Genomic DNA, 13,530 nt, shown 5'->3' on the forward strand with positions numbered 1-13,530 from the left:
GCAAGCACCTTCGGTATGGAGTTCTCAGACCATATCATACAAGAGTTTCCGGCAGCCTCATCCGGATGCGAACAAGGGACGTTGGTCACAACAGGAGCTCAAGCAAAAGTCGAACACTTTATTCAAAACCGTAACCGTAAACCGGTGGTGGCATTCGAAGGACTGTCTGCAAAACAAATGCCGTTGTTGGCGTTTTCTCACCTAGGCTTTGGCCTTCAAAGCAAATCTGATTCTGACCGTGAAGCTCGTCTTGTTTTCCGAGATTTGCAGCTGGTGGTTTTTGGGGAAATACAGTTCAAGACGTTGTCTGATGTTGGCCAAACCGATGCCCGAATTGTCGTCGTCCTGTGAAGCGGCACTGTTTTGGGTCTTACTGTTTGAAATCATAAAAATAAGCTCGCCCTCTTTGGTTGTCAAAAGAATATCAATCCAGCAATCATCCAGGGCCTTATAGACTCCGTGTTTGAAAGCGTTTTCAGTAAGTGTAATCAGCATCAGGGTGGGAATATAGACCTGATGAGACATGTCTCCGTCTTGATTGATGCTTACTCTGAGCCGATCATCGAAGCGCTTCGATTCCATATGCACAAAGTGCAGAAGTGCATTCCACTCCTTGTGAAGCAGAATCATATTGTGGGTTGTTTCATAGAGCGCAAAATGCAACACACCCGTCAGGTCTTCAAGGTATTCGGCAGCACGCTCGCTGACGGGTTGGATTTCGGCATAGGCGGCATTAACCGCATTCAAAACAAAATGGGGAGCAGGCTGGGACCTTAATGTTTGCAGCTCGTTTTTCAGTTTATCGGCTTGAAGTTCCAATTTTTGGATCTGAGCGAGTAAGCCGAACTTGGTCATTTTCAGCCCTATCGGAAGGAAGAGCAATTGTATCTCGGTCAGATCATACATCAAAAGGATGAGTATTTCTGAGGGTTTGCTCTCACTGATGGGCCGAAGGTAGTTTTGGCCAAAATGCTGGAAAGGGCTCGAAAGCGATTGGAGTCCGTAGACCGATTCGAGCAGCAAAAATAAAGACACATTCATCACATGCATGAGCAGTACCATCAACACGACTATCCTAATGACTAGATCAAGGCCCTGATAGCGATGTTTGAGCACATCAAAGATCAATACGGAGAGATAAAATACGGGAACAAAGCGAAAATAGTAAAGGCCATAGGAAACCACCCAGCGCGGTGTGAGCTTGATCTCATCGCCAGAATCAATGAAATACAGCAAATGCAATGCGATAAAGGCAAGCCAGAATGCAGCATGATACCGAGTTCTTTGTGCCGGATTTTGCTCTCGGAAAAAATACCGGTTTATAAAATCCTGGTGGTTGTTATCCATAGGATACAGGAAGTCTTCTCAAAAAATCATTTCTTAACTCCTTGGAAATCATTGCTTTAAAACCCAGATCTGTCAAGTAGATCTCATTGCCGCTGATGTGGCTGATGTGTGCACTGTTGATAATATACGAGCGGTGGGTCTGAATGAAATGCGGCGGCAGGTTTTTGAGAAGAAGCGTCAGCGATGTCCTGACCACAAGCTTATGGGCTCTCGAATAGATCTGAACGTAGTTGCCATAGCTTTGGATCATGTAGATGTGTTTGTATTCAAGGGGGTAAATGTTCTTATCGACTTTGACCCACATCATTTTCTCGGCAAACACGGGCGAATCTGCTGGGCTGGCCAGGGCCGTGTCCGCCGGCCTGGTACAGTCGACGATCTGAAATGGGTGGTGCGGATGAGGCTCATTAGTAGCTGCCGCAGCGGGCCGCTCGTTTCGTGACGGGTCAGGATTGCCGCGTTCTCTGACTTTGTTGACCGCCCTTAAAAACCGGGGAAAAGAAATAGGTTTTAAAAGAAAGTCGGTCACATCATACTCATATCCCTGTATGGCAAACTTTTCATGGGCCGTTGTCAAAATCACCGAGGCAGAGATCCTGCCGGCGAGCCCGAGCATTTCAATGCCCGACAGGTGGGGCATGTCAACGTCTAGAAAAATGATATCGGGCCTTATTGAGGATATGAGCTCCAAGGCCCGGACGGCATTCATACAGCTATGGGTGAATTCAAGCCAGGGGACTTTGCCCATATGGAATTTTAAGGTTTTGTGTGCCGAGCTCTCATCGTCAATGATCAGGCATTGCAGTGGGGTGGTAGCTTCTAGCTTCATTGCAATAAGTGTTTAAGTACTATGCATCCGACTGGTAGGTACGCGTCACAGGATTGGTTCGAGGGGGCTAAGTGAATTTAAATAAATTTTCGGTTACATGCTGCCATTTTTGGCTGATTTTTTGCTGAAATCACGGTTTTTCAAGAGAGTGACATAGTAGTTCTTTAGATATTTATAGATGACAAACTCTTGCGTTCTATGCTGGCTGCTAAACCACCGGTTCAAAAACAGGTGAAGCAGATGCGGGGCGAGCTGCTGTGAGAATTGCGGGTCGTCCGTCAAAACAGGGGCCAGCAGCGCCTTGATTTTGGTTGAGCGCGCTTCAAAGTAGTCTTGAAACGGCGCCATCCCGGCTTGGGTGCCTGCCCATTCCAAGACACTGGCAATCTCTGCTCTGTGCAGGCGATAGTCTCGATTGATTGTGACCGTTAGGCGCCCCTGCGCGTCCTGCTCATCAGAGAACTGCGCATCCAGGGCCTGGATTAACGCATTCTTTTGATATGGGTCTAGGCCCAGGTCACTTAAAAGCGCATCGGCGCCTTGGAGTGCTGCAAGCCAGGACAGGTCCGGGTTGTTTGGAGCGGACAGCAGACAAAGGCACCGGTAAACAGTCTGGCTGTCCAGATGAAATATGGATTCAACCTGCTCATAGTATTGCGCCCCGTAGCGTTCGGGCTCTCTTTGGTAAATATCGGTTTGCATGCCCGATACTGCGCCGGTTTGAACTAACGGTGCTAGCGCCTGATGTAGTTCTTGAAGAACCTTTACCCAGAATTCCGATTTGCCAGGATAATAGAAGCGTATGCGAATATGGGGTTTTGGATCCTGGTAGCGGATGTAAAACCATTTATCAATCACCTTGGAGCTTATCAGCTTTTCTGATAATGGCCCCAGTTGACCGGTGATGATTTGGTCAGAGAGTCCTGGGCTACAATAAATTTTTACGTAAAGCCAGCTGCTGGTGAGCATAAAGGCTCTGGCTGGATTTTCAAGGCCCGGCTTGGGCGGCGTGCTGCTGGCGACGGGGTTTTGATGATTAGCAAATGGTATGATGATCTCGCTGGAAAAGTGTTTTCCTTCATCTTTCAGCATGCCCTTAAAAGGCTCTTCCAGGTTTTCGGTGAGCCGCAGGCTGCCATCTTTCTTTAGTATCTGAGCTAACAGCGCTAATGAGATCGGATGCTCGCTGTCAATCAGAAGCTGGTTGTCGTGGTTTCCCACCGTAAAATACCGCGGGAGTCTTCGTTTGCCTTTGATTTCTTTCCACCAAACCCTGAGAGGCTCTTGGCTTGAAAGGGAATTCTTTTTTTGTAGTGTCTTCAGCGCGGCAAGCTCGGCTGGACCCAACTGCCAGCTTGCTTTACTTATCACCAGCTTTTCATATTGCACCCTGGGCAGAAATGGGCTGTTGGAAAAACGGCCCCAGTCCCAGTACAGGGCTGTGCTGTGCTGGCTGGCCAGCTCGCAAAGAAAGCGGTAGATCGGAAGGCCCTGGCTGTAATTGTGGGCGCAGCTTAAAACCGGGATCACTTCCTTCTGGTATTTTGTGCTACGTAAGCTTAGTTTTTTCCCGTCATCGCTACCGACAGTTAGATCACATAGGCCTAAGTTGTGCCGAGCGCCGCTACTGGCCAGATAGCAAATCTCAAAGTCCCGGAATGCAGCTCGGGCCGTGACATTGGCATCTCTTAAATTGGCAATATGGGCAATTTCGGCAAAGATCACCTCGGGTCGGTGTTTTTGCTCGGTTTGGATGATGCTGGCGATTTGATGGCGCAGGGATGCATCGGCCACACCGAACCGTGTTAGCAGATGCGTTGCCGAAGGTCCGCTGAGCGCTTTTAGCTCAAATAGAAAATCGGCGTTGTCAAGGGCCTGTTGGGATGCGGTGATGATACTTCCCAGCAAATAAAAGCTCTCCGGTAAGCCTGCGACAGCATTGCTACCTGGGTGAAGCATTTGATCTGTCAGCTGTATGCATTGCGCATTTGGGGCCATAAAGTCCATAAAGACGGCTTCTACCAACGGGTCGGTGGCATCCTCATCGGCCGGGTCGGTAAATTCCAAACCCGCAAGGAGCGACTTGCTCCACTGAATATCATTTTTGAGCGCACCGTAGCCGACCCCGTAGTCATAGTCTAAGGCTTGCAAAAGCGGAACCTGCTGCTGGCCGTACCGGGCATTTAAATCCCGGGCGAAGATGGCAAGGTCTTTGCTCTGACCGGTTTTGCAGAGACGTCCCATTTTGAGTATCCTCGCACGCAGGTAATCAATTGTTTTCTGGCTCAAAGTGGCCCTCTGGGTAGGGAAACAAAGATCGGTCTGAATGCAAGGGGTATTGGGGCGATCAGCAAGGAGGTTGCCCACCTGTTGATCCAGGTTTTCGAAAGTGTGGTTTTCAGCCAGGCCTTTTTCCAGTTTCCTGAGCCCTTTGACCAGTGCGCCGCTGCCTTCGAGCTGGTCGGTACGCGCAATAAGCAAGCGCAGGTAATCTGGTCCGGTAATATTCATTTCAATTCCCGAGACGAGCAGCTGACTATCGACAAGGGATTTTAAATAGGCCCACGCGTTGGCTTTGGAAAGATTGGCACCCATAAGAAAAGCCACCAGCTCCGACGGTAAAAGGCCGTTCCGGGCTTTTTTCAGAAGCTCATCCAGTACGGGGTGGGCTACGGCCTCGTTGAGGGAAAAGCCGGCAGCGTCATGGTTTGAGAGCCGCTGCACAAAGCGGAATGTATCCCCCAATTTATACAGGGAAGTATTAGGGTAAAATCGAAGCTGCTTGACGTACCTGGGATTTTTTAAAATCAAATCTTTAATGGACCCTAAAATACGGTGATCTAGCCTGCGATGTCTTTGCAGCGGCAGTTTTGAAAACTCGATATCTGTTTTATTGGAAATGGCAGCCGGAAAGTAACCGGCAAAAAGGCCGAACGGTGTGCATCGATGGCACCAACGGACCAGGTATTTGTAAAGGCTCATGAGCAGTTTTTGCTTGCCGCTAACAGTCCCGGTTTGCAGCAGTTGCAAGGTGGCATCATATACCTCCGTGGAGGCCAGCTGTAAACCTTCCAAAAGAAGCGGACCAGAGAATATCGCCAGAAGCGCTGCTTCAAAGGCCTGGGGATCCTCACAGGTGCTCTGATGGAAATCGTAAAGTAGGTCTTTGGAAAGAAGAGGCCTGCGCAGCACAGCAAATGGGTAGGATTGTAGGCTCATGACTCAATGGTTCAAATTGACTTGGTGAGCTACAATGTCAAGAGGCTGGTGGCCATGCGGAAAAATATGTGATCAGCATGCGCGGCACCGGGCTGAAACCATCGCCGTTGGATTTTATCCCATTTCTCAGTGAGGGGCTTTGCCGGTCGTCCTTTCCAAAAGCTGCTTAGCAAGTCAAAGCCGGAATTCAACGGTTTTGTGAGCTCTATATCTGATCTGAGCCCCTGCCTTACCCTTCATCACACTGCAAACCGCTTTTTGTTTTGTCTCCGTGCGATAGCGTCCCTGAAACTTGGTGATTAGTCATTTTTGTAAACCGAAAACCATCTTTTATTAAATAAATTTCATAAAAAAGCGAATTATATATTATGATATTTAAATAATACAATTTATTGTATAATACAATGTTGATTTTAACCAAATTTTAATGAACATTTGTTGTACCAACTAACCTAATTAATTTATATGCTTAAATACTATCTACTCTTCTTTTCGTTCCTTGCCGTGGTGTGTCCGGACGCCACCGCTCAAAACAAAACAATTACAGGAAAAGTCAAGGCCAACGACGGCTCTGAACTGCCGGGTGTCTCTGTATTCGTACCAGGAACTGCCAGTGGTACAACGACTAATGAAAATGGTGCTTTTACTATTTCCGTTTCACAGGACGTAAAAGCCCTCGTGTTCAGTTTCGTTGGTTTTGAAGTTCAAACTGTTGAGCTGGGCACTAAAACCGAGTTGGATGTCTCCCTGGTCTTGTCGGACATGGTGTTAACCGAAGTTGTGGTAACCGGAGCTTACGGCGCTAAAACATCTTCACGCGCAACTACGTATAGTGCCCAGGTTGTCAATGATGAACAATTAAACACCATTCGTCAGACCAACATCAACAATGCCCTTGCCGGTAAGGTTGCCGGTATACAAGTCAGAAGCCAGTCTGTGGCGGCACTGGGACGAAATACAGAGGTAAGGCTCAGAGGGGCATCGGGATTCGGAACAGGTTCCGGCGCGCTTTATGTAGTAAACGGAACAATCCTTCCGAATGCTGACGATGTCAATTTAGATGACATTGAAACAATATCAGTATTACAAGGCCCCGCTGCCGCTGCCCAGTTCGGTGCTCAGGGAGCAAACGGGGCGATTGTGATTACGTTAAAAAGAGGCGTTAAAGGACAAGGAACAGGCGTTGTCCTGAACCTTGGAGCACAGTTTGACAAAGTCAACATTTTGCCCAACTATCAGAATTCTTATGCTGGCGGATCTTCTTCTGAGCTTGTAAAATACGTATGGCAGGAAGGTCATCCGGTGGAATGGCAGGCACTGAGCGGCAAGTATTATAATGATTACAATGATGATGCAAGCTGGGGTCCAAGGATGGTAGGACAGGAATACATACCGTGGTATGCATGGTATGGTGGCCATAGCCGTTCCTACCAAACTGCTGCTTTGAACCCGCAACCGGACAATGCAAGGGAGTTTTACAATACCGGGGTTACCCTCAATAACTCGATCAGCTTCAGTACGGCCACGGATAAGCTCAACTTCAAGATGACTTATGGAAATCAGCATGTCAAAGGGCTGATCCCAAATAGTAAATTGAATAAGAATACCTTGAACCTGATGACCAGCTATGACATCAGCAAGCATTTTGAAGTGAGTGCCAATGTCAACTACATCAACTGGAAACTGGATGGTGAAATTTCTGATGGCTACGCCAATGCGACATCAGGGAACTTTAACCAGTGGTTCCATAGGAACCTGGACATGGGTATTATGAAGGAGCTACAAGGCCTGCAAACCCCAGAAGGCATATACGCCAGCTGGAACCACGCTTCCCCCATCAGTTATGACGCCTCCAATGTGAAAGCATTTTATGGCGGCAACTATTGGTACAATCCCTACACCTATTTGAATCTGATCAACAATTTCCAGCAGCGCGACAGAATCTATGGTGATGTGGCCTTTATTTACAAGTTTAATGACGATTTCAGAGTAAAGGCAACCTACAGAAAGCAACAAAATAATGGGTTCAATGAAAACAAAAGAAGCACTGACCTGCTAACCAGCGCGTTGCAGACAGGCGAGAAAGGTGCATACAGCACTTATCAGGGTTACAGTAATCGTCAGAACATTGATGTGCTGGCTACGTACAGTAAAGTGTTCGGAGATTTCAAAGTAGATTTATCAGCAGGATCTGATTTCTTCTCAGCGATCGCCAAAACCAACTATGCCAACACGGTAAACGGACTTAGTATTCCAAATCTTTACACGGTTGGCAACTCGGTAGATCAGCCTCAGGTTGGAAATGATCGTGTTGAAGAAAAATACAGGGCTATTTTCGGAAGGGCTGCATTCGGGTATAAAAACATGTTGTTCATTGATGGATCATTGAGAAAAGACTGGTACTCTACCTTGCCCACCGATGATAATGCCGTCCTCTCCAAGTCATTAGGCGCCTCGTTCGTATTCAGCGATCTGCTGAGCAATGCAACACCTTGGTTGACTATGGGAAAACTGAGGGCATCTTGGGGTGAAATTCCAAAGGCCCTGGGTACAACCAATGAAAGCTTCGGTGCATACCGCTATCCTGGTTTTGCTTATAGTGTTCCCGCAAACAAATGGGGCACAAACCTTTTGATGGGAACGCCAAACCAGCTTGTCGATCCGGCAATCAGTGGCTCTGTGGTCAATCAAAAAGAAATAGGACTCGATCTTAAATTCCTCAAAAGCCGTGCAGGTATTTCGGCGACTTATTTTGACGGTACCGAGGTTGCCTTCCCTTATGCACTGAGTATCAATGGGGCAAGTGGATTTACTTCGCTTTTGACCAATATCGGAAAGATCAGCAAAAAGGGTGTTGAGTTCAACCTGAACCTGACCCCCGTTTTAATACCAAAGTTCCGGTGGGACCTGACGGCAACTTATTCTAATATTTTCGAGAATGACGTTATCGAACTTAGCGACGAATTCGGAATTACCAGAACAGGAAACCTTGGTGGTGGATGGGGAACCACCATGCCTATCATGGTTCACCAAAAAGGCAAAAGATGGGGGCAGCTGATCGGCAATGGCATCAAACGAATCAACGGTGTACCCGTTTTGGATGCCAATGGTTTTTATGACAACGATCCGGAAGTCAATTTTGGAAGCGTACTGCCGAAAGTTACCGGTGGATTGCAAAACTCCTTTGAGCTGTTTAACGACTTCACTGTTAACGTGAATTTTGACTATCAGTTCGGCGGGAAATTCAGCTCTTTATCAAACATGTGGGGCTCATATAGCGGCCTTACCGCCCGTACAGCAGTGGCCAACGACAAGGGAAATTCCATTCGTGACGCTGTGGCCGACGGTGGCGGTGTTCATACGGTGGGTGTAAATGCAGAGGGTGAACCTGTTGATTTCTATGTGGAAGCACAGGATTATTTTCACAATCTTTTCTCCAAAAAGACTTTTGACGATTACATCTACGATTTGACTTACATCAAATTACGCGAACTGTCGATAGGCTATAAGGTACCGCTCAGGAAATTAGGGATTCCAAAAACCCTTACCTCACTTTCTGTGTCTTTTGTAGCGAGAAATCCGGTTTTGATCTATGCAAAAACCAAAGACTTTGATCCCTCGGAGGTAAGTGCGATCTATGGTGAAACCGGCCAGTACCCGGGAACGCGCGGTTACGGCTTCAATATAAGAGTTGGATTCTGATCTTAACCTAATTTGATTTAGCTAATTGAAAATTCATATGAAAAAGAAACTAATATATATTCTAAGCACATCATTGTTTTTTTCTCTCTCATCCTGCGACGATCTCGCGGATTTTGGAGATACCAATAAAGACCCGTCTGTAACCACGGACCCAAGCATTGCGGCTCTTCTTACCAATGTTGAATCCCACATCGGAGGTTATGCATCTGATAGCCGGGGAGGTATGTATGCGCAGTATTTTTCAGAAACGCAGTATTCGGATGCGTCCCTTTACAGTATCCCGCAAATAGACCATACCGGAATATACTCAGGAGATCTCTATGATCTTGAAAACATCAAGGTCCAGAATCAAAGTAACAATATGAATGTTGTCGCTACCATATTGCAACAATATATTTTCCTGAATGTTACTGATAAATGGGGTGATGTTCCCTACAGTGAGGCCCTGAAAGGCGTTGATTTTTCCCGCCCGAAATATGATACGCAGGAGGAGATTTACAAAGGTGTGATTGCGACTTTGAAAACAGCTGTTACCCAATTTGATGGCTCTGCTATAACCGGAGATGTCATCTTTGCGGGAGATGTTGCGCAATGGAAAAGAACGGCGAATTCCATCAGACTGATGGCTGCTTTACAATTGTCAAAAAAATTCAAAGGTGCCTCCGAATACGCGGCGACTGAGTTCAAATCCGCTTTGGCTGATCCTGCGGGCGTGATCGCCACCAACGCCCAGAATTTCGTGGTAAAATATCCGGGGGGAAACTTTAAAAGTAACTGGTTTAATACTTACAATGGTCGTAAGGACTTGGCCGAAAGTGCAACCATGACCACATTAATGGGTTCGCTGTCAGACAACCGGCAGACCGTTTTTGGAGGTGCAACCGAGAGCCAGACAACTGCAAACGCCAATGCTAGCTCAAATATCGGCGTGCCGTATGGTGTTGTGAGAGCAACAGCAGAAGCTTTCACGGCTGCCAATCCAACCTGGGCACGTGTGCTCAGAGGCGATAAAAGAACCGAAAGCAGCCCGGTCTACGTGCTTACAGCAAGCCAGGTAACCCTTGCCCGTGCCGAAGCCGCTGACTATGGGTGGACAACTGAAAATGTTGCTGCCACTTACAAGCTAGGCATCGATCTTTCGTATGAACAATGGGGACTGACCGCACCTGCATCCTACTTTACACAAAGCGCTGTTGCGTTATCAGCATCGGCCGGCACAGGAGCAAACCTGGCTAAAATCGCCACGCAGCAATATGTTGCCAGCTATCCCAACGGAATGGCAGCATGGAATCTGTGGAGAAGAACGGGATATCCGGCTTTGACACCGGCCGTCAACGCTGTGAATTCATCGCGTCAAATCGTTCGCCGGTACACCTACGCATCCAATGAGTACACCAGCAACGAGGTGAGTGTGAAAGAAGCGATTGCGAGGCTGACCGGTGGCGACACACAGGATTCGCGGGTTTGGTGGGATCAATAAGCGAGGATAAGTATCTTTTATTCAGAACCTGATATTAACATATATGAAAAATATAATTTCGAAAAGTTTGCTTGCCCTAGGGATGCTCGCCATGGTGCTGAGCTCCTGTATTGATGATGATTTGGTACCACTTGGCGATCAGGGGCAAACCCTGGTCAAGATTCTGGAAGGACCTGAGCAGAATTTTTTCTTCTCCCCTTTCACAGAAGTGAAAACCATGGATGCGTTTAGTCTAAGAAAAGATGCGAATTCAAATGCCACGTTGAAAACGGCCAGTACTTTCGTTTTGACCCAATCGCAAGCCATGATTGATTCATTCAATGTGCATAACGGCGAAACGTTCGAAGCACTGCCTGACGATTTTTTCAAACTGGCAAATTCTGCGTTTGAAAAGTCCGGTGATGGCTATAAGGTTAACTTCGCCTCTGGTGATTTTTCCAAAGAATTCACGATCGAGCTTGATGGGAGCAAGTGGACCGATCTAGGTAAAAAGTACGCACTCGCATTTGCGGTGTCCGACGCGGGAGGCTACAACCTAAGCAGTTCGAAAGACTCGATCCTTGTTTTTTTTAGTATCAAGAACAAGTATGATGGAAACTATGAAGTGGAAGCGACGCAACCAATGCTGGACGTAACAAATTCAGCTCTTGTAGGAAATTATCCAATTGATGCTGACTTACATACTACGGGCGCCAATTCAGTGGCCATGTTCTCAAACTCCGCAAACGGTGCAGATTTCTATAATTACACGCATCCTATCCTGAACGGTCCGGATGCGTCACAGTACGGAAACTTTGCACCCATATTTAACATGGATAGCGACGGAAAAGTGATCAGTGTGACCAACTTCTATGGGCAGGGAACCAATTCAAGCGGCCGCTCGGCCAGACTTGATCCGACCGGTGTCAATAAATTCACCGTTAACGATGATGGAAGCAAAACCCTGGAGGTAAAGTACATCTTGGTTCAGGCTGGCGGGGTTGACCGTACATTCTTCACAGAAAAATGGACTTATAAAGGGGAAAGGTAGAAAGTTTGAATTTTTTAGCCAGCGGCCTGGGCATTTTTGCCAGGCCGCTGTTTCTTAAGTGGATTAGCCATGCCTTCAAGGTTCTGGCTCGTAGGTGATTTTGATTAACCCACTGCATCTGAATAATTATGAACAAATTTCTTGCAGGTAGACTAAAAATTCGTGACTATTTTACCTTCCATCACTTAGGCTGAAACTTGACCACCGTGTGACTGATCGGTGACAGACTACGCAGATAGGTGAAAATCGCCCTTAAATCCTGCTCTTTCATACCCGCATACATCATCCAGGGCATGGTAGTGTTCATCTCGGTCGGACCTACTTTGTGGGGCACATAGCCGGAGTCAGCATACATTTTGAATTTTTTAACAAAAGCATCTTCGGTCCAAAGACCTATTCCCGTTGTTTTGTCAGGGGTGATGTTGGCCGAGCGGACGATGCCGGAAGGGAACACAAATTCCATTCCTCCCCCAAATTCAGTCCCTGCTACGATCTTTCCTTTTTCTCGCATGCTATGACATTCTACACATCCAGAGGCGCGCGTCATATATTTACCCGTAGCCAAAACATCACTTTCCGCTGGCTTAGGCTGCAAATTTGCCTTTGATGGCATGGTATTGATCAAAATATTGACTGGGAAATCCTTCTCGGGTGCCGGGATGTCGTGCTTGACTGCTTCAAGGCTTCTGACATAGGCGACGATGCTGTAGATGTCTTCCTGGTCGAGCTGGCCGTAGCCGTGATAGGGCATCACTTCAAACAGCGGACTGCCGTCTCTGCTGACGCCTGTGGTGATTGCCCGGAAAACTTCTCCGTCAGTCCATTGACCAATGCCGTATGGAGTGATGTTTCTGGCGTGGAACACACCGGGAAAACCAAGTTCCCGCCCAAAAACCTCTCCGCCGCCCCCAAAGTTGCCTTCCAGTAGCGGGGCCGAATACAGATTCCAGTCCCGGGAGCTGTGGCAATCCATGCAGACTGTCACATGGTTGGCCAGGTATTTGCCCCTTTCAATTCTTGCAGGCGTTTTTTCAATGGAGATTTCAGGCGCATCTCCCACGTCAGGCAGGGCAGTTTTAATGTAAAGGATCGCACTGGCCGCAACCAAGATGACTACTGCCAATAAAATACCGACAATTCGCAAAATTTTTTTCATTCTCAATGAGGAGTTAGGGTTGTAAAATGAACATCAAGAGTCCCTCGCCAGGACAGTGCAGCATTCCGATGAAGTGTTATAGGCAAAAGTATATTAAATCAAAAAATACTTTCATACCGTACACACAATTAAAGCTTGTTCATCCCTCGGCCCGATCTACCTTTTCTGTAAAAGCTGTTTAATTCTGTTCGTCATTTCGAACCTGGTTGCATCGCCGCTCACTTATATGATTTTTGAGAAGATGGTTTTAGTAAATTCCCGCATCATCAGTCTATCCGCCAGGCCGAAATGCTGGGCGGATCGTAATTGGGGGTGTTATTTGCGTTTTTCCTGATCGGCTCACAGACCGTGAAAGCGGCAGGAACCAATCCTGAGAAAGTTTTGAAAAGTGGTTAAGTCCGGGTTTTCGAGTTCCTTTCCTGCAAACTGGAAATTGCATATGGTTAACAATAGCGGAAAAAGCGCCTCGACAGCATTTACGAGACCTGCCGGAGGCAGTTGACAAAAAAACCGATCCGGTGGACGGTATCCGATTGTGGGTTGTCGTCAGCGCACAGCTTCGCGGTGCAGCTGGAAAACAATCACAATGTGTTTATCAAAGCGGCATCCGATGAAGATACCGAGCAATGGATCTCGCAGGTTTTCAAGAAACTTATTGCCATAGAACTTGAATGGGTCGCTGGTTGCCTGGGTTTAGAAAGGCTTGGCCAACTGGGGTGGGACAACGTCTGACGAGCTTCAAAACTGTTGATAAGAAGTTAGAAAAT

At 47.2% G+C, this 13,530-nt stretch carries 8 protein-coding genes; 4 read left to right on the forward strand and 4 right to left on the reverse strand.

Annotated features, from left to right (window positions below; translation table 11 throughout):
- Nucleotides 1–201: 201 nt before the first annotated feature.
- The 3 genes from ON006_RS04765 to ON006_RS04775 form a co-directional block, all read right to left on the reverse strand.
- Complete coding sequence (locus ON006_RS04765; protein WP_244819615.1) at nt 202–1,347, reverse strand: sensor histidine kinase; 1,146 nt, start codon at nt 1,345–1,347, stop codon at nt 202–204.
- Nucleotides 1,340–2,176 carry a LytR/AlgR family response regulator transcription factor gene (locus ON006_RS04770; RefSeq protein ID WP_244819614.1) on the reverse strand — a complete coding sequence of 279 codons (837 nt, stop codon included), beginning with the start codon at nt 2,174–2,176 and terminating at the stop codon, nt 1,340–1,342. The genes ON006_RS04765 and ON006_RS04770 overlap by 8 nt, the downstream gene beginning before the upstream one ends.
- 93 nt (nt 2,177–2,269) lie before the next feature.
- Nucleotides 2,270–5,395, reverse strand: a complete 3,126-nt coding sequence (locus ON006_RS04775; RefSeq protein ID WP_244819613.1) for a lantibiotic dehydratase — start codon at nt 5,393–5,395, stop codon at nt 2,270–2,272.
- A gap of 465 nt (nt 5,396–5,860) precedes the next feature.
- Here ON006_RS04775 and ON006_RS04780 point away from each other — a divergent pair, with 465 nt between their 5' ends.
- Genes ON006_RS04780 through ON006_RS04790 form a run of 3 tightly spaced genes read left to right on the forward strand, consistent with a single transcriptional unit; the run spans nt 5,861 to nt 11,607 of the window.
- Nucleotides 5,861–9,097, forward strand: a complete 3,237-nt coding sequence (locus tag ON006_RS04780; protein WP_244819612.1) for a SusC/RagA family TonB-linked outer membrane protein — start codon at nt 5,861–5,863, stop codon at nt 9,095–9,097.
- A gap of 37 nt (nt 9,098–9,134) precedes the next feature.
- A complete protein-coding gene (locus tag ON006_RS04785; RefSeq protein WP_244819611.1) occupies nt 9,135–10,577 on the forward strand; it encodes a SusD/RagB family nutrient-binding outer membrane lipoprotein in 1,443 nt (480 codons plus the stop codon).
- A 43-nt stretch (nt 10,578–10,620) separates the two neighbouring features.
- Complete coding sequence (locus ON006_RS04790; protein WP_244819610.1) at nt 10,621–11,607, forward strand: DUF1735 domain-containing protein; 987 nt, start codon at nt 10,621–10,623, stop codon at nt 11,605–11,607.
- 181 nt (nt 11,608–11,788) lie between these two features.
- On the opposite strand, the gene ON006_RS04795 is transcribed toward ON006_RS04790, so the two are convergent.
- On the reverse strand, nt 11,789–12,763 hold the full coding sequence (locus ON006_RS04795; protein ID WP_244819609.1) for a c-type cytochrome: 975 nt from the start codon (nt 12,761–12,763) through the stop codon (nt 11,789–11,791).
- Between the two features lie 498 nt (nt 12,764–13,261).
- Between ON006_RS04795 and ON006_RS04800 the strand changes: the two genes are divergently transcribed.
- On the forward strand, nt 13,262–13,495 hold the full coding sequence (locus ON006_RS04800) for a hypothetical protein (RefSeq protein ID WP_244819608.1): 234 nt from the start codon (nt 13,262–13,264) through the stop codon (nt 13,493–13,495).
- The last annotated feature ends 35 nt before the right edge of the window (nt 13,496–13,530 follow it).

This window comes from Dyadobacter pollutisoli, assembly GCF_026625565.1.
In the GTDB taxonomy this organism is placed as follows: Bacteria; Bacteroidota; Bacteroidia; order Cytophagales; family Spirosomataceae; genus Dyadobacter; species Dyadobacter pollutisoli.